Origin of the sequence: Vibrio neptunius (genome assembly GCA_019339365.1) — a bacterium.
Lineage (GTDB): Bacteria > Pseudomonadota > Gammaproteobacteria > Enterobacterales > Vibrionaceae > Vibrio > Vibrio neptunius.
In genome coordinates, this window is the sequence record CP079859.1 from 1877107 (window position 1) to 1899723 (window position 22617).

General features: G+C 46.4%; 19 protein-coding genes, 3 pseudogenes and 1 riboswitch. Of the genes and pseudogenes, 12 read left to right on the forward strand and 10 right to left on the reverse strand.

Annotated features, from left to right (window positions below; all coding sequences use genetic code 11):
* Positions 1-36 precede the first annotated feature (36 nt).
* Both KW548_08965 and KW548_08970 read right to left on the reverse strand, forming a co-directional pair.
* On the reverse strand, positions 37-1587 hold the full coding sequence (locus KW548_08965; GenBank protein ID QXX05395.1) for a DHA2 family efflux MFS transporter permease subunit: 1551 nt from the start codon (positions 1585-1587) through the stop codon (positions 37-39).
* Positions 1588-1590: 3 nt separating this feature from the next.
* Positions 1591-2646: an HlyD family secretion protein gene (locus KW548_08970; GenBank protein ID QXX05396.1), complete on the reverse strand. Its 1056-nt coding sequence runs from the start codon at positions 2644-2646 to the stop codon at positions 1591-1593.
* Between the two features lie 133 nt (positions 2647-2779).
* Between KW548_08970 and KW548_08975 the strand changes: the two genes are divergently transcribed.
* Complete coding sequence (locus KW548_08975; GenBank protein QXX05397.1) at positions 2780-3688, forward strand: LysR family transcriptional regulator; 909 nt, start codon at positions 2780-2782, stop codon at positions 3686-3688.
* 166 nt (positions 3689-3854) lie between these two features.
* On the forward strand, positions 3855-4568 hold the full coding sequence (locus KW548_08980) for a transporter substrate-binding domain-containing protein (GenBank protein ID QXX05398.1): 714 nt from the start codon (positions 3855-3857) through the stop codon (positions 4566-4568).
* A gap of 130 nt (positions 4569-4698) precedes the next feature.
* On the opposite strand, the gene ribB is transcribed toward KW548_08980, so the two are convergent.
* Together ribB and KW548_08990 are read right to left on the reverse strand one after the other, a co-directional pair.
* On the reverse strand, positions 4699-5358 hold the full coding sequence (ribB, locus tag KW548_08985) for a 3,4-dihydroxy-2-butanone-4-phosphate synthase (GenBank protein ID QXX05399.1): 660 nt from the start codon (positions 5356-5358) through the stop codon (positions 4699-4701).
* A 93-nt stretch (positions 5359-5451) separates the two neighbouring features.
* A riboswitch (FMN riboswitch) is annotated at positions 5452-5594 on the reverse strand.
* 181 nt (positions 5595-5775) lie between these two features.
* Positions 5776-5934, reverse strand: a complete 159-nt coding sequence (locus tag KW548_08990; protein ID QXX05400.1) for a hypothetical protein — start codon at positions 5932-5934, stop codon at positions 5776-5778.
* 194 nt (positions 5935-6128) lie between these two features.
* Between KW548_08990 and KW548_08995 the strand changes: the two genes are divergently transcribed.
* From KW548_08995 to KW548_09035, 9 genes and pseudogenes are all read left to right on the forward strand, one after another.
* Complete coding sequence (locus tag KW548_08995; protein QXX05401.1) at positions 6129-7043, forward strand: LysR family transcriptional regulator; 915 nt, start codon at positions 6129-6131, stop codon at positions 7041-7043.
* Positions 7044-7272: 229 nt separating this feature from the next.
* Positions 7273-8382, forward strand: a complete 1110-nt coding sequence (locus tag KW548_09000; GenBank protein ID QXX05402.1) for an ABC transporter substrate-binding protein — start codon at positions 7273-7275, stop codon at positions 8380-8382.
* Positions 8383-8385: 3 nt separating this feature from the next.
* The gene (locus tag KW548_09005) at positions 8386-9462 is read left to right on the forward strand and encodes an iron ABC transporter permease (protein ID QXX05403.1); all 1077 of its coding nucleotides are present in this window, start codon (positions 8386-8388) and stop codon (positions 9460-9462) included.
* A complete protein-coding gene (locus KW548_09010) occupies positions 9459-10226 on the forward strand; it encodes an ABC transporter ATP-binding protein (protein ID QXX05404.1) in 768 nt (255 codons plus the stop codon). The genes KW548_09005 and KW548_09010 overlap by 4 nt, the downstream gene beginning before the upstream one ends.
* Before the next feature lie 18 nt (positions 10227-10244).
* Entirely contained in the window at positions 10245-11030 is a 786-nt protein-coding gene (locus KW548_09015; GenBank protein ID QXX05405.1) for a hypothetical protein, read from the forward strand.
* Between the two features lies 1 nt (position 11031).
* Positions 11032-12308 (forward strand): annotated as a pseudogene (locus KW548_09020) (opine metallophore biosynthesis dehydrogenase).
* A complete protein-coding gene (locus KW548_09025; GenBank protein QXX05406.1) occupies positions 12301-13179 on the forward strand; it encodes a DMT family transporter in 879 nt (292 codons plus the stop codon). Before KW548_09020 ends, KW548_09025 begins: the two are co-directional and overlap by 8 nt.
* A 175-nt stretch (positions 13180-13354) precedes the next feature.
* Positions 13355-13753, forward strand: coding sequence for a VOC family protein (locus tag KW548_09030; GenBank protein ID QXX05407.1), 399 nt, complete (start codon positions 13355-13357; stop codon positions 13751-13753).
* Positions 13753-14325, forward strand: a complete 573-nt coding sequence (locus KW548_09035) for an NAD(P)H-dependent oxidoreductase (protein ID QXX05408.1) — start codon at positions 13753-13755, stop codon at positions 14323-14325. The genes KW548_09030 and KW548_09035 overlap by 1 nt, the downstream gene beginning before the upstream one ends.
* A 65-nt stretch (positions 14326-14390) precedes the next feature.
* Here KW548_09035 and KW548_09040 read toward each other — a convergent pair.
* The 5 genes and pseudogenes from KW548_09040 to KW548_09060 all read right to left on the reverse strand — a co-directional run bounded on the left by KW548_09040 (position 14391) and on the right by KW548_09060 (position 21011).
* Positions 14391-16750, reverse strand: a pseudogene (locus tag KW548_09040) (DNRLRE domain-containing protein).
* A 106-nt stretch (positions 16751-16856) separates the two neighbouring features.
* Positions 16857-17474, reverse strand: a complete 618-nt coding sequence (locus tag KW548_09045) for a DUF1566 domain-containing protein (protein QXX05409.1) — start codon at positions 17472-17474, stop codon at positions 16857-16859.
* A gap of 63 nt (positions 17475-17537) precedes the next feature.
* The gene (locus KW548_09050; GenBank protein ID QXX05410.1) at positions 17538-19028 is read right to left on the reverse strand and encodes a hypothetical protein; all 1491 of its coding nucleotides are present in this window, start codon (positions 19026-19028) and stop codon (positions 17538-17540) included.
* Between the two features lie 258 nt (positions 19029-19286).
* Positions 19287-20618, reverse strand: a complete 1332-nt coding sequence (locus KW548_09055) for an MFS transporter (GenBank protein QXX05411.1) — start codon at positions 20616-20618, stop codon at positions 19287-19289.
* Positions 20619-20708: 90 nt separating this feature from the next.
* On the reverse strand, positions 20709-21011 hold the full coding sequence (locus KW548_09060) for a DUF1330 domain-containing protein (protein ID QXX05412.1): 303 nt from the start codon (positions 21009-21011) through the stop codon (positions 20709-20711).
* A gap of 197 nt (positions 21012-21208) precedes the next feature.
* Between KW548_09060 and KW548_09065 the strand changes: the two are divergent.
* Positions 21209-21958 (forward strand): annotated as a pseudogene (locus KW548_09065) (IS3 family transposase).
* Between the two features lie 309 nt (positions 21959-22267).
* Here KW548_09065 and KW548_09070 read toward each other — a convergent pair.
* Positions 22268-22585 carry a hypothetical protein gene (locus KW548_09070; protein QXX05413.1) on the reverse strand — a complete coding sequence of 106 codons (318 nt, stop codon included), beginning with the start codon at positions 22583-22585 and terminating at the stop codon, positions 22268-22270.
* Positions 22586-22617: the final 32 nt, after the last annotated feature.

Below are 22617 nucleotides of genomic sequence, written 5' to 3' on the forward strand. Positions count from 1 at the left end.
TAACGTCGCGCCCAGATTTGTACCTTCGCTATGAATTTAGTTCTTCATATTAAGAATGAGTACTGCTGCTAACGCTAGAAAAGCGGTCATCATCAGAAAAACATCGTTGTAGGCCATGATCGCGGCGTCGCGTTGCATGGTACTGAGTAAACTGGCTTGCGCTTGCATCATGGCTGTTGCGGTGTCACTTCCAGATTGCATAAAGAAGGCTTGCTGCTGATGCAGCGTGTCCCAACCTAATGTACTCACCGACGGCAGAGATTCTTTAATATGTGCGAGGTGTTCGCGGGTTTTGTTGTCGAGCAAGGTTGCAATAATAGCAATGCTAAAAGCCCCGCCAAGGTTTCGCATAACATTGGTCAGTGTCGAGGCATCTGGAGTGTCTAGCTTGCTGATGTTTTTCATCGCGACTAGAGATAAAGGTACCATAATGAACGGGCTGCCAATTGCACGTAGGATCATCGACAGAATCAGCTGGTGACCAGCAAAATCTATCGTCATGTGAGTATTGACGTAGCAACTTAAGCCAAACATAGCAAAGCCAAAGGTGACCAAGTACTTAGGTTTGATGAATTGAGTCAGCTTAGGAACCAGCGGAAAGATCAGGAGCTGAGGAAAGCCCATCCACATCAAGACTTCACCAATCTCCATCGCGTTGTATTGCTGGATCTGAGTTAGGTAGAGAGGCAAAACATAGATTGAACCTAGTAAGGCCATGCCCAAAATCAGATAAGCAATACACGACATGGCAAACTGTCCGTCACGTAGCAATCTTAGGTTTACTAAGGGCTTCTTATGCTGTAACTCATTGATAACGAAGTACACTAAACTCACGGCAGAGATAATGCTTAGTGTGATGATAAAGCTAGAGCTGAACCACTCTTCACGGTTTCCTTCTTCTAACACAACTTCGAGACACCCCAAACCTAACGCCATAGTCGCAATGCCGAACCAATCGGCTTTTTTGAGGGTATTTAGATTTAATTTCTCGTCATCCAATCCATAGCGAATCATTGTAATCACCAGAAGCGCTGGTGGAATGTTGATATAAAAGATGTAGTGCCAGGAAAGATTTTCTGTCAGCCAGCCACCAAACGTTGGACCAATGGACGGAGCAAACGTCGCGGTAACACCGAACAACGCCATACCAACGGCTCGCTTGTTAATCGGCAGTAGCTGAATAACCAGAGAGAAGGCGAGAGGAATTAATGCGCCACCACTAAAACCTTGCATTGCACGAAAGACGATCATCGAGGTCATGTTCCATGAGAAGGAACAAAGCAGTGATGAAAGTGTGAAAATTGCCGTTGTCCAAGTTAGGTAACGACGCTTGCCTAGTGCTTTAGATAACCAGCCACTGAGTGGAATAGCAATCATCTCCGCGACCAAATAAGACGTCGAAATCCATGAACTCTCATCCAGAGTCGCCGACAATGCACCTTGTATGTCTTTCAGTGACGAGTTGGTGATCTGAATGTCGAGAATGGCCATGAAGGCGCCAATCAAGCCACCAAATAAAGCGATCCAGTGGCGTGTCGATACTTGATTCTCTTGAACGGCAGGCGCGTTTAAGGTTACTTCCGACATGGATTAACCTCTGGTATCTATAGTTGCCACAACCGATAACCCCGGTAGTAGTCGGCCTTTCAATGCTTGTTGATCAGGGATGGTGATCTTAACGGGCACGCGCTGAACAATCTTGGTGAAGTTACCTGTCGCGTTCTCCGGAGGCAATAGCGCAAATTTGGCGCCAGTGGCAGGTGAAAAACTGTCTACGACACCTTCTAATGGTTGGCCCGGAAAGGCATCCAGCTCGATCTCAACTTTTTGTCCCTGATGAATACCGCTTAATTGAGTCTCTTTGAAGTTCGCTTCTATCCACACGTCACTGGTCGGTACTAAGCTCATTAATGGTGTGCCTGCCTGAACCAAAAGACCTTCACGCACACTGCGCTTGCCCACGATACCATCTACCGGCGCATAGATTTTAGTGTAGTCAAGGTTGAGCTGAGCTTGCTCTACAGCTGTTTGAGACTCAACGATGGACGCTTGAGCCTGTTTAATATCACTATCGATGACCGCAAGTTGATCGTGAGCGGCAACCAAGCTTGCTTTTGCTTCATCGAGCTCCGCCTGAGTAACTTTTTGTTGAGCCAGCATGTTGTCGACTTCATCTTGCGAAGCGTAGTTGCGTTTAAGAAGGCTACGCGAGCGTTGAACTTGTTGAACTGCGCGGTCATATTCCGCTTTTGCTGAATCGACGCGGCTTTCTGCTTGATGGATTTGGCTTTGTTGCAAGGTTTGCTGTGCTTTCAAATTCTCTACGCTGGATTGGGTGACGGTAAGGTGCGCTTGCGCTTGTTCGAGCGCAGTTCGGTAGTCACGGTCGTCAATTTGTACTAATAGGTCGCCTTTTTTGACTTTTTGGTTGTCACTGACAAAGGAGTGTTCAATGTAGCCAGCCACTTTAGGGCTGATGGTGGTGATCTCTCCCTGAAGGTAGGCATTGTCAGTCGATTCGAAGTACTGACCGTATCCAAACCAGTACCCACCGCCCAGCAAGCCCAGTGACAGCATAATGGCTGTTGCGATAAGAGGCGCTTTTCTGGATTTTACTGGCTTAGTCTCGGTAAGTGTATTCGTCATTATTTTTCTCGTATTCAGTTTTCGTCTTCGGCAGATGTTACAAAGTGTAAATGATTTGGATTGATTGATAAGATAGGAAAAAAAAAGAAACACTGTTGCAAAAATTTAACTAATTAAGGCGTAAGGTGATGAGATGGATTTGAATGCGATTACTGTTTTTGCACAAGTTGTTGATTGTGGGAGTTTTACTCATGCAGCGGATGCGCTGAATATGACCAAATCAACAGTGAGCCGAAAGTTAGTTGAGCTAGAAAAGCATCTAGGTGTGCGCTTGATCACGCGTTCAACGAGAAGTTTAGTGTTAACACCGGAAGGTGAGCGGTTTTATCAATCCAGCCTGCAAATGCTGGAGATCATAAATCAGGCTGAGCTTGAAGTCTCTGCCAATCAGGATTTGATTCGTGGGCCTTTAAATGTGGTGTTGCCAGTAGAGCTCGGGCATCAAATTATGGGTTCATACATCAATGCTTTTCTCAAGGAATACCCTAGCGTCACCATAAACCTCGAACTGTCTAATCGAGAAGTCGACATCATCGCTGAAGGCATTGATTTGTACGCGCAAATTGGTGAATTGGAAGACTCTGCTTTGGTTTCTCGCCCACTGACGAGATCTCAACGCGTACTAGTTGCTAGTCCAGAATACCTGAAAGAGTATGGCGTTATAGAGTCTCATCGTGACTTAATTCCACCGCATCAAATGGTTGAGGTGTTTAACCGTGCGGTGAGGTTACCTAAATGGCATTTGATCCCAGAAGACGGAGATTCATTACAAATTGACCTGCCACACCGATTACGAGTTAACACCATTACTGCCTGCCTTAAGGCCTGTTTGGACGGGCTTGGCATCGCAGTACTACCCGAGTTCATTTGTCGAGAGCACTTTGCCAGCGGGCGGCTTATTCAACTGCTTCCTGAGTATCAAATGCCAGAAGTGCTAGTGAGCTTGGTTTACGCAGATCGGCAATTGATGCCGAAACGTAAAAAGGTCTTTATCGACTTTTTATTAGAGGCGTTCAGCAAAGATCTTGCGGCACGCGGGTGAGCCAAATTCACAAGCCTCTGTTGAGGCATGAACTCCCATGGTTATTTGTCGTCCCGTGCAATGTGAGTCGACCTTTTGTTTTTCGACGAGCTGCGTTGTACATGGCACTTTTTAGTTGGGCAAATTAACCGTTGTAATACTACCCTAAATTACTAGGAGGGTGTGCATGAGAATTTTGTGGTTGCTATTTGTATTGAACATTTCGCCGGTCTACGCGAGCTTGATGTTGTCGATCACAACAGAAGAGTATGCACCGCTTAGCTACACGGAAAGCGGTATACTCAAAGGCATAGCGACTGAACAAGTCGAGGAAATCCTCCATCGCTCTGGGTTGAAATACGAGATGCAGGTTTACCCTTGGGCGAGAGCTCTTCATCTAGCTCAGACACAAGCGTTCACCTGTGTTTTTACGACCTCAAACACGCCTGAGCGGCGAGACTTGTTTAAGTGGGTAGAACCACTTTCTATCAACATGTCTGTACTCATTAAGCATCAAGATGCTGGGTTCAATATTGATGCGATGGATGAAGCAAAGTCCTATCGCATTGGTGTTCAAAATCAAGATGTCGCAGAAACATTCTTAAAAGAACAGGGCTTCAAACATTTAGATCGTGCTGATGACGCGACCAAATCTGTCTTAAAGTTATTTGCCGGGCGAGTGGATATGGTCGCTTTGGCTGAATCTCGATATCTCGCCTTTAAACAGGACGGCTTGCCTGTTGAGAAAGTTCTCGATTTATTCCCGATCAAGATGGGGCTTGCTTGCCATCGTTCAGTACCAGATGACATCATTGCAACGATGCAAGCCCATCTAGATGGGTTAATTGAAGACGGTACTCAACAGAGGTTGCAACAGAAGTATCAGCCAAGTTTAAGGTAATATCGCGCCTGCGCTGAGCGCTGGCGCGATACAAAGCTTAGGCCTGTCGAATTCCTCCGCGATCATCAATTCGTTTTATTGTCGCAATGGAGGAGACAATTCCTGTAAACATAGATGTTACTCCTTACGATCAACTGGCTAAAGCGTTGGTGTGTTGTAGCCGATAGGCGACGATATCTTCGATCGTTAATACAGGCATCTCATGCTCTCGTGCGAACTCAACGATCTGTGGAGCGCGAGCCATGGTGCCATCGGGATTAGTGACCTCACACAGAACACCTGTTGGAGACAAACCTGCTAGAGTCATCAGATCGACCGTTCCTTCTGTGTGGCCGCGGCGACTTAAAACGCCACCAGAGCGAGCACGCAAAGGAAATACATGCCCAGGACGTGCTAAATCCTGTGCCTTCGCATCTGGCGCAATAGCGGTCTGGATAGTGGTAACGCGGTCATGGGCTGAGACGCCTGTGGTGACGCCTTTTTTGGCTTCAATTGACACGGTGAATGCCGTCTTATTCGCACTGTCGTTACGGCTTACCATAGGTGGTAAATCAAGTTGATTGGCTTTGTCATCGGTTAAGCATAGGCACACGATGCCGCTGCATTCTCGAATCATTAGTGCCATTTGCTGAGGCGTCAGATGTTCAGCAGAGTAAATCAAGTCACCCTCATTTTCTCTGTTTTCATCATCAAGTAACAAAACGCCTTGTCCGCGCTTTAGAGCATCAAGCGCCGCGTTGACGCGATCAATAGGAGTGCCAAATTCGGCAAGTAACGATGTCTGATTCATGGTGTTTCCTCATTGTTTACCAGAATCAGGGCTATATGGGATAGAAGACAACGCAAAGTGCACCAGCGTTTCATGATGAAACATCTGGTGTGCATTAATTCTCTCTCATCCGGACTATAACCGTCGGCTCTGGCATCTCACCAGATCTGCTGACCTCGACGAATCGAGCGCTCGCGGGCTCATCTTGCTAAAGATATACCGCCGGTGGGGAATTCCGCCCCGCCCTGAGAATAAATATGTGTATACGGTACCCATTATGATGGGCAGCCCTAGCATAGTGTATTTTTTTGATGCTGGGAATTGGAAACGGAGTAAAAAATGTTGAGAAACAGGGTTTGAAATGCGGTCGGCCAGCATAATGATGCTGGCACAATCTGGAGTTAGGGCATCATTTCACTTTGGTCAATGAAGTGTTAGCTAGAGCCACACAAAACCTAAGCCTATCAGCACACTCGTCAGTATCAATAAGTTGCGCAGCAAAGGCTGTACATGGTAAGGCTTTGGAACTGTATCCATCGATACTTCTTGGTAAGTTCTGCGCATCAAGATGGGTTCGTAGTGATGGAAGTCTTTCATTAAATCCTCTGAAATTTATGATGATTGTTATGGGTTCAAGAAAAAAGCTTCATAACTTAAGCTTATTTTTATGTTATTTGTTAGGAATGAATTAAGCGTAATCAATGTGTTTTAATCTAGTAATGTCAGCATTATTAAGTAACATAGGATTAACTTCGAACGACGAATAGTAACGGGACGTATAAGGTAGGCTTATGGACAAGAGGCTGCACTTTTTAAGCAATATACGCTACTTTGAAGCCGCTGCACGCTGGGAGAGTTACAGCAGAGCGGCTCAAGAGCTGTGTGTGACACAGGCAGCGGTTAGCCAAAAACTTCGTCAATTGGAAGAGGCATTAGGCTGCAAGTTATTCATTCGCCAAGGGCGAGATATGGTACTTACAGGAGAGGGACAAAGGTTGTATACCAAAGTCTCCAGTGCTTTTGAAACTTTGATAGAAGGGCTCAACGCTACTCAACCCGAACCGATTGAAGGTGTCTTATCCGTTGCAACCAGCCCCTCATTTGCTGCGCGTTGGTTGATGCCAAGATTGTGGAAATTTTCACTTGAGTATCCAGAAACGCTGATCCGCATTAGTTCTGCTATGGCGCCTAAAGTGGCACTGACAAGCGAGATTGATGTCGCCATTGGTGAAGTTAACTTTCATGAGGAGGGTATTGTACGGGAAATGCTGTTCAATGAAGCGGTGTTCCCAGTCTGTTCTCCGTCTTTAGCGCGTGACATGAAACTTACTCACCCAGAGCAGTTGTTGAAGTGCTGGCTTATAAAGGGAATCCGGTCTCATCATTTTTCATGGGAGTCGTGGTTTGCTAAAGCGAATGTAGATATTAGCCAGCGCGCATGTGAATGGATGGAAGTGGACACATTGGATATGGGAATCAACGCAGTGATCGCGGGCCACGGCGTATGCCCCGGGACAGACAGCTTGGCGGGAGACTTTATAGAGCGTGGGCTTTTGGTGAAACCATTTGATATTGAGCTTGATAATGGAATAGAGTATGTCGCTTCTTACCATTCAAATTCCATTCGTAAAGCGCGTATTTCAGTGTTCGTTCAGTGGCTAAAACGTGAAGCACTACAGCACGCAAACCTCTTCGACAACCGTTAATCGACTCCACTTGCCTTTGCATATGAATGACTCAGCAAAGGCATCTCATTTTCCCTCCCATGTTTCCGCATTACGCAATATATCAGTGATACAACCAATATCAGGCAACCTGTATCTTTGGAGGTGACTTCCAAACCTATTCATAAATCATATTATGAAACTTGTTTTGTTTATAATTGTTATGATATAACATTGCGCCTGATAATTATTATTATTACGGTATGATTAAATGAAAAAACAATTCAGTCAATGGCTGGCAGTGGCCTTAGTGTCGCTCTGTGGTGCTGTGCCAGTTTGGGCTAACATCCAAATTGAAGACGTTCTTGGTCGAAAAATTACACTCGATAAGCCCGCAGAACGACTGTTCCTTGGATTTTATTTCGAAGATTATTTAGCGATAGCAGGGCCTGATGCCTACCAAAAAGTGGCGATCTTTCCACGTCGTTCTTGGCAAGATTACCGTCAGTCACAATGGCATACCTACCGCAAGATCATCCCACAATTAGAAACCATCATTGATTCGGGATCTATTTATACAGGGACCTTTGATATTGAAAAGCTTTTAGTCACGCGTCCAGATGTGGCGCTTCTGGCGGCGTGGCAATTCAACTCGCTTGGTGAAAAGGTCAGTTTGTTGGAAAAAAGTGGCATTAAGGTTGTGGTTGTCGATTTCAATGCGCAGACACTTGAAAAACATGTCGCCAGTGCGAGAATCATTGGCCAGGTTATGGGAACCCAAGCGCGTGCTGAAGCCATCGCCCAAGACTACGAACAGACTGTGAAAGATGTACAACGTCGAGTTGCTGACTATTTGAGCCATCATTCACCAAGACGTGTTTATGTTGAAATAGGTACAGGTGGTGCCAAAGAATATGGCAAGTCTTACGCCAACGCAATGTGGGGCAACTTGCTTGATTTAGCAGGAGCCAACAACATTGCGACTGGAAAAATTCAAGGCTCGGCACACTTGACACCAGAATACGTACTCAGCCAAGACCCTGAAGTTATTTTCATTTCCGGTGCACATTGGGCTAAGCATACAGATAGTGCGTTACTTGGATTCGATACGCCCCTCGACGCGGCTCAGGCGCGCTATCAACCTTATCTGACGCGTGCAGGTTGGCCACAACTAACCGCAGTCAAAAATGGTCACGTTTATGGTATGTATCACTCAGGGACACGCACTATCTATGATCATGTGTTTCTTGAATTTCTTGCCAAATCTATCTATCCCGAAGCATTTGAAGATGTCGACCCCGTCGCGCATCACAAAGCCTTTTTTGAGCAGTATATGCCACAAGCTTTATCAGGGACTTTTATGATAAAGGTAGACGGTTAAGCCATGAATTATCACAACCAAACTGCGCCGAATCCGAGCGATTTTAATAAGGAGGGCGCAGGTCTCTATAGCCGATTGCAGCGGAGTCGACGTCGTGCGATTGGTTTAGCCGCATTTGCTGTTATTGTCGCCATGATCTTTGATATCAGCACAGGGGCTTCTTGGATTAGTCTTGGCCGTGTTTTTGAGGCCTTATTAGGCGGGCCGGAAGGACAAACCTTATCGACGACCATTGTCTGGCACCTGAGGTTACCTGTCACATTAACGTGCCTTGTGGTGGGTGCTTCCCTCGGATTGGCTGGCGGGTTGATGCAAACTTTATTGGCTAACCCGCTTGCTAGCCCTTACACCTTAGGCATCTCGGCCGCGGCTGGATTTGGTGCAGCTATGGCCTTGCTATGTGGCTTTTCGATCTTTGGTATCGCATGGCTTGGTGTTCCTGTCGCGGCATTTGTCACTTCTGCTTTAGCAAGTTTAGCGATCTATTTGATTGGTCGAGCACGCAACATGGACGCGAAAGTATTGATATTAGCAGGGATAGTGGTGTTGTTTTTCTTTCAAGCCCTGCAATCTTTGGTGCAATACCTTGCTTCACCAGAAGTGCTACAACAGATAGTGTTTTGGCTCTTTGGCAGTTTGCTTAAAGCAACATGGTTGTCGTTCGCTGTCTCGGGGAGCATTTTACTGATTGGGCTCGGGGTTGCGCTGCCTAAAGTTTGGGCGCTTACTGCACTATCGTCGGGTGAAGAACGTGCACAGGCGCTTGGCATTAATACAGGCCAGCTTAGGTTGCAGATGTTCTTGCTCTGCTCGCTGTTAACAGCGGGTGCGGTTTCTTTTGTCGGCACCATTGGTTTTATCGGTTTAGTCGCTCCGCATCTGTCACGATTGTTAGTTGGTGAAGATCAGCGCCTGTACTTGCCTCTATCTACATTGATGGGCGCATTGTTACTGTGTGTCTCTTCATTGGTCGCTAAGTTGATTGTTCCGGGGACGATACTTCCGATTGGAATCATCACCTCACTGGTCGGTGTGCCATTTCTACTTTATCTGTTGCTGCAACGTCGAGGTGGACTATGACAAGCCTTTCTCTACATCAGCTATCGGTTCATATTGGTCGCAAATCGATCCTCGACAACATTGATGCGGCATTTAAAGGCGGCGAGTTTGCGGCCATATTGGGCCCAAATGGCGCAGGAAAAACGACCTTACTGAAAGCTATGATGGGGTTAGTCCCAAGTAAAGGGCAAGTTCGTGGTCTAGATACTCACGGCAACGCTCTTCCTCGCACGGCCTATTCTTATTTATGCCAATTGAACAAATCGTCGAGTCAACTGACCGTCATTGAAGTTGTTTTACTCGGATTGGTGCACCAACTCAATTGGCGTATTACCGATGAACAGGAACATCTTGCAGAATCCATATTACGTGAATTGGGATTAGTTCAACTCGCAACACGATCTTTCTGCCACCTCAGTGGGGGACAGCAGCAATTAGTTTCGTTAGCTCAAGCTTTGGTTGGAAGGCCATCAGTTTTATTGCTCGATGAACCCACCAGCGCGCTTGATCTCAAACACCAAGTTCAGGTTTTGGATCTGGCGAGAGACTACACTCAACAGCAGCAATGCATCACCGTCGCGGTGCTGCACGACTTGTCGATGGCTGCTCGCTACTGTGATCACCTTGTGTTACTCGACAAGGGGTGTGTTCAACGTCAAGGGACACCCGGTGAAGTCTTAAGCGAAAGAACGTTAAGCCGTGTTTATCAAGTCGAAGTAGACGTGGGGCATTGCAGCCAAGGTCATGCCTATGTAACGCCTGTTCGCTTGCTGCCAAAAAATTGAATTCTATAAGGAAAAATTATGACGATGACGCATCGCCACTATCAATTGCTGGTGGCTATTTCGACGTTTGAATCACAAATCGATACATTAACGCAATACAGTGTTGAAAGTTGTGAATGCTTTGCACTACTGCAGGACAAATTGGACGAGCTTTGCGCTTGGATTTTAACCGAGACCACTCAACATTTGAGTGACGAAATTGGCCATCATCCTGAACATGATCGTCAAGTTAAACGTTTGCGTGAAACGGCGATAAAAGCCCTGTGTCTACTGGAAAAACATCAGTCGCAATGTGCCCAGACACACCAACTTAATGTGAGCGAATACTTGAGTCAGTTATCCGAAAACACACATATCGAACTTGATAAGGCAGGCATTGCACCAGACTCACGCGTGCTATTTGTCGGGTCTGGGTCATATCCATTGTCCGCACTCACTATCGCGCAACTAACAGGGGCGGCGGTGCATGGTATCGATATCGATGAGCAAGCCGTTACGATGGCTAATCAGTTAGACCGAGCCTCTTTACCAACCTCGTTTGGCTCCAAGGACATAGTGACCGAATTCCAGACCTTTAAGCCAACTCATATTGTGGTGGCTTCGTTAGTCGAGCACAAATGGGAACTGCTCAATAAGATTAAGCCGCATCTGAATCCAGAGCATAGAGTATTAGTGCGGTTTGGAAATGGTCTCAAGTCAGCGTTCAATTATCCATTCAACCCTGAATTGATGGATGGTTGGGAAACCCAACATATCCGAAATTCAGCGGCTGTCTATGACACTGTTTTGATGGAGAGATCCTAATATGACAAAAGCAATAGGGCGTTTGCTCATTGTCGGGGCTGGCCCCGCTGGAATTCAAACAGCGGCCTTACTTCAGGATCAGGCCACACACATCGGCATTGCCAGCCGTCCGTCTGCTCGCTGGCAACGCCATGGCCATTTGTTGAAAGACAAACAGGCAGCGTGCGTCAATGTCGCCAAATCCAATCTTGCCCCCTTGCTAGAACAGTGATGTTTGATGAGGTTTTTGATGATTTACTCACACTTGAGGGCGAGTGGGATACCTTGGTGATTGCCACACCTTCATACGCGTTGGCGTCTGTATTACTGTCGTTGCCGATTGGGTGTTTGCAATCTGTGCGAGACGTCGTCTTGCTTTCCTCTTGGGTCGGTGGGCATAAAATGACACAAGGGTATTTTGCTGAGCGGGGTTTGAATCCAAATATAGTGGTCTTTTCTAACTACTATGCGGCGACAAAGTTCGACACCGATTCGTCGACAGTGAACGTGCTGACCAAGGCAGTGAAGAAACGCATTTATGCTCATGTCAGTCAGGGTAGTAAGGGGGCTTTTTTAGCGCTTAGTGAGGCGTTAATTAAGGTGGGCACTGACGTCAAAAGGCTAGAAAGTGGCTACAGTGTTGAAGGGAGAAACATTACATTATATGTCCACCCAGCCTTCTTTTTGACGCCTTTTTCACTTGACCATATTTTTGGGTCCAGTGATGAAACTAAGTACATGTATAAGCTTTTTCCTGAGGGGCCGATTACGCCAGCGACAATGAAAACCATGGTGGGGTTATGGCAGGATCTGTCATTACTGATGCGCCAGTTGGGTGGGGTACCATTTAACTTGTTACAGTTTCTTAATGACGACAACTACCCTGTGCACGAAGAAACGTTATCGCGACATGACATCGATACCTTTGCTGACTGTCAACCTATCGAGCAGGAGTATCGGCTTTACGTACGTTACAGTGCCATTTTGATCGACCCATTTTCTGTCCCGGATGAACAAGGGCGATATTTTGATTTTTCAGCCGTTCCGTTTGCTAGGGGCGATCTTGAGCACGAAAGTTGGCCACGGATCCCCAGTGAAGATATTCACGCATTGTATTGGGTTAGAGCGTTAGCTCACTATGTTGGGCTTGCTTTGCCAACGGTCAGTCGCCTCTTAGATGAATTTGAGCAGTGGCTGTGCCATCGTCAGATCCCCAACCATTTTTTAGAATCAAGCCATTGCCACGAGACTCAGAGTCTTCAGTGGTTGGCCCTGTTGTCAGGAGACAATCATGAATAAAGGTGTGGCTCTTGCCATATTTTCAGCGTTGATATTCAGTATAATGAATGCACTAATCAAGGCCGCTAGCCTAACCATACCGAGTGCGGAAATCGTCTTTTTCCGCAGCGCAATAGGTACGACTATGATATTGGGGTTAATGTGGCAAGCCAAGGTTGCGTTCTCGACGGTTGGCGTTCCGTTACTGGTTTTGCGGGGGCTTCTCGGAGCCTTCTATTTGCTGGCTTTTGTCTACACCATTACTCATATACCGCTCGCTGATGCCGCGATTCTGGCCTACTTGTCGCCGTTTTTTGTGATCGTGTTGTCCAGCCTAGTGTTGGGGGAACGCCTCCCAGATAAAGCCCGATGGTTACTGCCTTTAGTCATGTTCGGTGTTGCTTTGGTCATCAATCCTTTTGATTACACGTCGTTTAATGTATTTGCTTTGGCTGGTATTGCCAGTGCGCTGTTTGCTGCTGGTGCGTCTATCACCATTCGTCATTTGAGTAAGCGGCATCATACGTATGAAATTGTGTTTTACTTTCTGATGACGGCCATGCTGGTTTCTGCCTATCTAATGAAAGATGATTTTGTTGTTCCGCAAGGGATTGAATGGGTTTACCTAGTGGCAATTGGGGTGGTGTCTTTGATTGGACAGATCTTTTTAACCAAAGCCTTTACGCATGAGAATGCTGCTGTCGTGGCAGCGACTCGATACATAGGCTTAGTTTTTAATGTGCTATGGGGCGTTTTATTCTGGCAGGAAATACCGAGTTGGATGACTATTTTGGGTGGGGGATCATTGTTGTCGCTTGTATCGCCTTGTCTTGGAAAACATCCTCTTCTCCTGCCGCTCAGCCACAGTCAGCGAAATCTTAACCTCTTCTAAGCTCAGTGATCATATTGACGATTGCTGAGCGGATTGCTCCCATAATGGAGACCAAAAACTCCTATAGTGACTGTTGACCTCGACTTAAGTTGAGGTTTTATCCTGTGTTTTCTTCGCTTTGGTGATACCCAGATATGGGCTATCGCTAAACTCAGGATCTTGACAAGGAGCTATTATGATCCCAAGGAACTCAATATTGCGCGTTGCTCGACCGACTAACGAACTTGATGTTCTCACCAATATGTATATCAAGGGCTTAGGCTTTGAACTATTGGCTAGTTTTACTGACCACGAAGGCTTTAGCGGAAGTATCATTGGTCATCCAGCTCACCCCTATCACTTAGAATTCACACACCATCACGGCAGTCATGTAGAACCTGCACCTAGTCTAGATAACTTGCTGGTATTTTACGTACCTGATGAAAGTCATTGGCAGAGCTGTTGCCAAAACATGGTGGAGGCGGGGTTTCACCGAGTCGCTTCATTTAACCCATATTGGGAAAACGTTGGATGGACTTATGAAGATATCGATGGTTACCGCGTGGTATTGCAGCGTCAGGTTTGGGAGGCATAATGGCTAATTTAGAACATACCAAACGAGGTCAGGATAGGCGAATAGCGATTGTACTTGGCTCATCAAAGGCAGATGGCAATACACGTCAATTCGCTGAAGTGGTTGCTGCGGCTTCTGGGGGCCGCGTGTTTGACTTGTCAGATTATGGCATCACATATTACGACTACGAACACCGCAACGAATCCGATGATTTTCTTGAGTTAATGCGTACATTGGTCGACGCAGACCATATAGTTTGGGCGTCCCCTGTGTACTGGTATTCGATGTCAGCTCAAATGAAAGTGTTTTTTGACAGGTTGTCGGACTTGACAGAGAACGACAAGCCTTTGGGTCGACGTTGGGCGGGAAAAAGCATGTCGGTCATTTCTACAGGTTATCAATCTACGTGTCCATCGTGTTTTATTGAGCCATTTGTTCTGACCGCTCGGTATTTCGACTTGGACTTCAAAGGCCACCAATATCTCTCTATTCAAACCGACGCTGATCTGGCGCAAATAGAAGTGGCTGCTCATAAAGCGGCAGGCCATATCGACAGCCAGCAGATAATTGAGCAAGGGGTTAGCGTAGAATAGTGATCCAAATACTCAATCTGGGCTTTGAACCTGTCGCCCAGATTGAGATTTTCTATTCGTAGTTGCTAGTGATAAGTAATGGTTAATACAGGCCCCATTCCCAGTTCACGAGAACTGATATCAAGGCCGTTCAGGCTCTTAGGTACAATGATAAGCCCAGTGTTTTCTCCGTTTAACCATGATTGAAGTAAGCCTGAATGGGTTAGGTCGATACGGTAAACACCTTTCTCTTTAGGCGAGAAGGTGGTCAGATAGTCGCTAGAACCACCGTTATCGTAAACCGATTGCCAAGTCGCCGTCTGCTCATTCCAACTTTGGCTGACGCGATACAATTCGAAATCGCCAGTCGAAGCGTTGGTCACGTGTAAGGCTAGTACCACTGAGTCAATCTCAGCAACTTCAGGTAAAACAGAGACATCAAACTTCATCAACGTATTGGTTTTGCCATATTTGCTATCAAGCAAGTCAGCAAGCAAACCGTCCGAATGGTTGTTGAAGTTTTCCGAAGATTTACTCGAGGCGATAAAAGTATCGTCACTGGTTGGTAGCGATAGCGAGTTAACGGGAGCCTCACAGTCTTTACGTTCGTGATAGCTAACAACCAGGGCTGGTGGTGTACCTGTTTCACTTGAGTTAAAGTCGAGGCCGTCGGTTGTACCTGATGAAGCGACGACGATGCCAAAATTGCCATCATGAGCCCACAAATCGAGTAGGTGGCTGTCGGTTAAATCAACATCAAACTTGCCCGTTGATGAAGGAGTGAATTGGGTCAGTGTTCTTGCGGCGATTTGTTCACCACCGACTGAATTCCAAGTCGCCGATGAGTCGGTCCAAGCCTCTTCTGCAATATGAACGCCATACGCGCCATAAGATTTGTTAGTGACTTGCAATTCAAGCTTAACGCCAGCTATATCGACACACGTGGGGATTGATGAAATGTCAAACGCCATCAGACTCATGGTACGGCCATAAGCAGAATCAGAGGCGTCGGCTAGCAAGCCATCTTGGTGTCCATCAAAGTTAGTATCTGGCTGTGATTGTGCGACAAAAACATCTTGCGTCACAGGTAAGCGAATAAATGAAGGAGATGGCCCGGGGTTTTGGTTCTTCAGTATTGAGAGACCATCTGATGACTGAACCAGATCCATCGTTTCTCCAACTTCATTGAGTGACCACCAGTTGACGTTTTCGGGTAAACGAAGCCTATCCGCTTGTCTGTCTTCTCTTGTTAGCGTGGAGGCTGAAGCGTCAAACTGCGCTGTTCGGACCGTCATCGTGTCTGGCAACACTTGGATGACCTTCACTTGTTGAATACTGGCCGCGTCTAAGGTCCAGCTTTTAGGATCATTCGCTGATCGGGCTGCCGCCCCCAACTGCCTTCACCGATGTAGACTGTGCCTCCGCTTGGCGAAGTAACAAAGCCGCTGCCGTCTGGTTTTAGTTCTCGGGTGGCTTTGGTCAAGTGGCTGTCAGATTCCACAACCAGATTCATACCGTGTTGGTAAAACAAGTTTGCCCACCAGTTAAACAGATCTGGGCTGTCTGACTTGGATGACACGTGAGGAAACATCGGCCTGTGATACTGGGCAACGCGCCAGACGTTTTGAGTGCCATGAGTGGCTAAATCTTGTTCAAGCCACTGGTTCATTTGAGAAGCGTAGCTTGACCATCCACTTTTGCGAAATTGGCTGTTCAGTGTATAGACGCGAAGTAATGGTGAAATGTTAACAACGTTGTAGGTATCAAAAGGATTACACTCACCATTACCATCAGCATCGACTCCAAACACCTTACATAGTGTTGAGTAATCGTAGTCTTCATGATTGCCATGGGTAGGAATAAATGGGTAGGTACGCTTGTACGCTATGCCGTCAATCTGGTCACTGGAAAAGGTCAATGCCCAATCCTCTAAGTACTGAGCCATTTGTGACGCGCTGTTTTGGCTGGTGTAGTCGCCGCCGTGAAGTATGAATAAAGGACGAACTTTCGCGACGAGCTGATTTCCCATTCTTCGGTTGGTCCACCCTGTGCGTGTATCGCCTCCAGCGATCATAACAAACTCACTGTTATCAATCGGAGCGGTACGGAACCAAAAACGTTCTCCACAACCTTGCTGGTCACAGACACGATAGTAAACCGGTGAATCCGGTGTTAGATTCTCCAGTCTGACAAAATAGCTGAGTAAATCACCGCCGAACACGTGGTTGTAGCTAGGTTGTTTGGTCAGCCATGTCGTTTCATCTGTTGAGGTGCCGTATTGCACATAGGGTTGTTCACTCTCACCGTTTGGCGAGAAACCAATCACCGCTTCTCGCGCAGGGTCGCTGTCCCAGACTACTCGATGATATTGTGTTGCGGCTCCCGCATTCAAACAGGTGAGCCCGGTTATGGCTAAAAGTGACAGTGTTGCAATCCTTCGAATCATAATTAAGTCCATAGGTTATGGGTTAGAGTCGGCCTAAACTGACCATGAAAATTCGACTAACGTGCTTAAGTGCGCACCTGCTACAGGGGGAACGCTCATGACGGGTTCACTCCCATTGAGTGACCAAAATTAAAAAGGCGGCATTGCGATAGGGAAGGGTTTTCACTTGCCCATCGCGAAAGTCAACAGCGTTGGCCCCATCACCCAAACGAGCATAGAAGCCGTGCAAAGGAATGGAATGGTCAGATGACCAGTAATCGCCTTTGCGCACCCTCGGGAAAAATCCGCTGCTGATTTTGGCTTGTCCATTGGGCACCGAGAGGTTAATCAGCGTAGTGAGCTCGTCTGTCGTTGGGACCCGCCAATCATTGCGGCCACATAAGGATTCAGCGTTGGTTCGAGTGACATGGTCGAAGCTGTCGCAGCGACCCTCGTTAAAAAAGCAATCGCCGCGATCTGGGACTCCTCGCTCCCCGTCAAACCATGAGTAAGACCAGTAAGAGTCATGGATATTTTCAGAGTCAGTCTTTACTTCCCAGAGCAATCCGGTTTGCTTATCCAACACGCAGTTCCAAGGCCCCTGCCAGATATCGAGCGGTTGTCCACTCATGGTTATTTTTTGCCACCTTGATGATTGGGGGTTATCGGGTTGAATGGGGTGAAGGTAAGCGATGACCACTAAACTTGTGATCAAAGCAACCAGAATCGACAAGCGTTTGATCATTGTGCTGCCTCAAATGCCAAGCGAATGCCTTGCGCGTGTCGCGTATGTGCTATTTGTGAATGATCAAACGCGGCTACCCAAAGACACACGCCATCGCGTATTGCAATATCTTGAACTGAGCCTGTTTCTAATCTTCGAGCGATTTCGAGTGACCATACTCCATTGTTCCATCGTCCAAAGGCACGGACATCCCCCGGTCCCCTTCAAACTGATTAGAGTTGTGTAATACCGAAGGAAGGATCGTCTTGAGGGGGACTGGTCAACGTGTTGTGTGTAAGCCATGGTGTCATGCCAGCTCAGGTAGGGAGCGTAACGCGTAGACTGGTTAATAGACGAAAAAGAGCTGGTTAGATTTGAGTTAGGCAGACGTTTAGGCGTGACGCCATGGGGTGAATACCACTGCCAGTTCATTACGTAAGCGCCGGACTCTTTACCATCAGTGATATAGCCAGCGGTATAGCGCCTCTTAGCGGGGTCAACTTGCTGAGGAGTAGTGAACGAATTGTCATCCGCCTGATACATGGCATTGGTTCGTACAGCCTTCCAATGCCATAGATCACGAAGGCTGTTATCTGGCGAATAGTGATAACCTTTGCCGTGCCAATTGGCCGGTTTTCCCTCTAAGGGTTTAGGCCCAAGATGGGCTGTACCATCAGCGCCTAGGTTACAGGTATTGGAGAGCATTATTGCCAGTTTGTCTTCATAGAATCGCTTTTCGTCGAAGCGATAAAAGCCGTCTTCTTGGACTTGCCAACCTTTGTCTGTTTTAACCAGAGGGAGGTGATTTAGGCTCTCGGTGGGGTCATCCCAAGTGATGTGGAAGAAAATATCCTGCTGGTTGTGGAGCGCTTTGATGCCGATGCGAGTATAGCCATTTTCAAACCCTTCCCCACCATGGGTTTCTACATAGGTCGATGGTGTATTTTTCCAAATGTGCTCGTCGGCAATACCATCAATACTGATAACCTGATCCGGTGGTAAAGTGGTGGCGGTGAGAGTAGAAGAGGAAGTCAAAAATAGCCCCATCCAAGGGACACAGGTAAGGGTTAAAACCACCAGTATTTGGCGTATTTCAGGTCCAGTGACTTGAGTGGAAAAGAGGGAGACGAATACCGTTACACCATATTGAACAAAGTAGCCACCAGCATGAAGAAACAGGTAAAGCAGCGCTCCGTGTGCAAGATAGAAGTGCAGCTTGCTTGCATCACCGGCGTAACCGCCAAGCAGTAACCATCCAGTCACAATTAATGTAGGGAAGAGCACGTAGCTGACTTTAATAAAGCGTTTATTAAATGCGTTGATGCCTCGATGCGGGCTCGATTTAACACTCGGCTTGAGCCTCCAACGGTAAATACAATATGAGAGCGTTAAAGCACTTAACGCAATACCGGAATAGATATGGATGGAATGCAATTGCCCTTGAGGAAGCCACACTGAGAAGAAAAGCCAGTGCGGATAGCTCACTGTTGCGATGCGAAAGCCTGTGAAAAGGTTGATCAGAACAAACAGCATGGCAAATCCATGCAATACGACCCAAACTAGTGTCCGTTTCATTGACCCGATTGATAAAGTTGATAGAGGTGGGCCAACTTTAAAGCATGTGATTCAAAAGGATAGGATATGAATCACATATGAATAATGTTTAATATGAATTTATCGCAACTGTCATAAATCATCGGTGTCATCTCACCACAGAATCCCAAGAGAGTAGATATGGAGATCGTGTTGAAAGTGTTGGATTCCTACATCAAATAATCTTGCTCAAACGAACTTATCAAAGTTTTAAGCCGAGGCTGCGCGTTATATTCCTTTTCAGAAAATTGCCTGCTTCCTATGTTTGATATAGAAAAAAGCGCTGATTGTAATGAACAGAAACGTAAAGTAATAGAAAAATGAAGAGAGTGAGGCGATGAAGTCGACGTGCTGTTCTATCTCCTGCTCGGTATAATTCTGAGACACCAGCTTATAGTAGTAGGCGTACAAAATGCCGATTGAGCCGTATCCTAAGTTGAACACTAAACCTTTGAAACTCAACACCGTTGCTCTGTTGTGAGACTCAGTCTTTTTATTGAGGTGATAACTGATGAAGATGTTCATCGTCATGATAATAAAGATGAGTAACAGGGCAGGGATTACCCCATAGATTGACCACCCTAGGCTGATCCAATAATACGTTGCCATGCTTGCTAAACCCATGATCGCAATGAACCTTTTGGCGGCGATTCGTTCCGCTAGTTTACGACTTTGCCCAGCCAATAAGATTTGCAAGACGCTTATCCCCGCGCCGATGAAGCCGAAATAGATAATCGGAATATCTATGGCGCGATAGTATTGGCTGTTCATGGTTAAGAACATCCGCGATGTATGCTCAAACAAGCTGTAGTAGAGCAATATGAATAGCACGTAAGGAGTGGAAAGCACCCACTTACCCGTATTCAACGTTAATTTGAGGCTGGCGATTGTGGTGGCAAATTTATTGTCGTGCACTGGCAATGCACTGTTGTCTTCTTCCATATTTATTGCGGCATAAAAGGCGATAAGCGCAACGAACAGGGTGGCATAGACAGGAATACGCATGATGTCTTGCGTCTTTTCTGGGGCGTCTAGTCCAAAGACGTTAAATACCGACGCCATAAAGTTCACGTCATACATGGCTGCGCCAATTAGGGTTACCAGAATCCCTACACTAGAGGAAATACGCAGCTGGATCTGCAGCACTTGCGGCCAGACGTCTTCTTTACCTTGTTCTTTGAGCGTGTCGTAAGCCAAAGCCTCGTCGGCGCCACTCGCCAATGCCATCGCCAAGCCACTCAACACTCGATTAATCAAAAACACAAAGAAAACAATCGTTGGGTTCCCTGTGGGCACAAAAGCGATCATGGCGATCTCTATAAACATGACCACTGAAGAGAGCACCACCAGCTTTTTCCGCCCCAAGGTATCAGCAAAAGCGCCAGATGGGACTTCAGCTAAAACAATGGTCGCGGCCCAAACGACGTTAAGCATCGCAAACTGTGACAGAGTTAAGCCATAATCGAGATAAAGTAGGGTGAATACTGGGTAGTAAAAACGCGCAAAGTAACTGCTGCGAAAGATTAAGAAGCTGCGGACATTACGGATTTGAAGAATTTCTTTGAGCGTCATGAAGGCTTCAACACTTTGAACAAGATAAAACTATGTATATACCCTTTGGGTCTCGATGGTAAAGGTTGTGTGTTTGAAATCATGGGATTGCTAAGTGGTTTTTTCATAACTGGCTATGATGGTTGTGTGGGATACAGACGCATCAAAGTATTGAGCTTTGACTTTCAAATACTCACTATCTGCAAAGAAATTTTGCGCGGCTTCTTGATTAGGAAATCGGATCGTAAAGACTCGATTAATAGGTTCATCAACTTCAGACAGCAGAACATCAGAAACCATAAAGTCAAAGCCAAAACTGCCACCGAATGACCTAAGAATAGGCTTCATAGCCGCTCGATACTCGGAGTAAACGTCATTGTTCGATACTTCAAGGCCAACTAAGAACTCGTACATTTTAATCGCTTCCTATTTTTCGGTGTTTGGTTACCTAATTTATTGTGCCTTAAAGAATTAAACCGAATCAAACCCAAATGTTACCCCTTGTTATTCCCAAACCCGTTGAAACAGATGCAGCTGTAACCCTCCCCAAAAAACTGGTCATTAGCAATTAGAGTTTTTCCGTTTACACTGAAACAAACAGAGAACGCATGATTAAAAAATCACGCTACACAGAAACGCAAATCGTAAAGATCCTGAAGGAAGTCGAAGCACGGTGGGATGGAAGCGTCAGATGTTAAACGGCTTAAAGAGCTCGAGGATGAGAACTGGAGGCTCAAGCAAACGTTTGCCGACCTCAGCCTCGAGCACCGTATCGTTAAAGATATTCTGGAAAAAGCTGTAAAGCCAGCGGTTAAGCGCGAGCCTGTCGATTACGCTCGCAAACACTATCAGGTCAGTTTGCGAATAGCCTGCCGCGCAGTTGGCATTAGCGACTCAGTCTATCGCTACCGACCAGACCCTTATCGAGATGATGAGGTTATCGCTAAGTTGCAGGAGGCAACAGAGCGGTATTCAGCATACGGATTTGGCAAATTATTTAAAGTACTTAGGCGCTGGGGACACCGATGGAATCATAAACGAGTCCATCGAGTGTACTGTTCGCTCAAACTAAACCTACGGCGCAAGGGCAAAAAGCGTCTATCTAAGCGCCACTGGCATGCCCAGAGTCGATCAACAGTTGCTGGTCGACTTCATGAGTGACGCATTGCTCTGTGGCAGGCGCTTTCGTACGTTCAACGTCGTAGACGATTTTAACCGTGAGGTGCTGGCGATTGAAGTGGATTTAAACCTGCTAGCACAACGCATTATCAGAGTGCTGGAGCGCATTATTGCCTGGCGAGGGTTCACCCAGTAAGCTTCGCATGGATAATGGCCCTGAATTTATCTCAACCACTCTGGCTTAGTGGACGGAAGAGAACACAGTTGAACTGGAGTTTATTCGCTCAGGCAAACACTAAAACAGGGAGGGTTACACTTACCATTTATGGTGTAGGCTTTTGCTCTCTTTTTTTCTTTAATGTCGTTGTATAAAGCTTGGGTAAACTGTTTAGAGAGTTCAGTGTCCATTTGTTTGGAAATGGTGGTTTCATCTAGAGGGTTAGGGGAGTTAAAGAGCCATACAGTCATATACTTGGTTGCCGAATAATTGTAGGAATCTATAAACTTACCGTCCTCATAGACCGAAAAATCCAAGGTTTCTTGAAATTGGCCTATAGACGGGACCACAAAAAAAGTGGCGGCAGAAATAATGAACGACGTAAAAGTGACGCCACGATTTTTGGGGAAGAACTTCTTTGTACGCGAATCTCTAATCCATTATTAGTGTAACCTTCAGAGATATCGTCAAATACATCTAGTTCTCGAAAAATATATGGGTAGTAATCATATTGACTTGGAGAAATAACACTTGCTTTTGGGAGTTTAGCAGAAAGTTGGGTACTCGAATTTTCAACCTTCACATAACTATAGTTAGTGCAAGCGGTTAAAAGCAGTGCCAACAATGCGGTAATAACATGTTTATGAAACACGGTTTTTCCTTAAAATCGGGGTGCGGAGCACC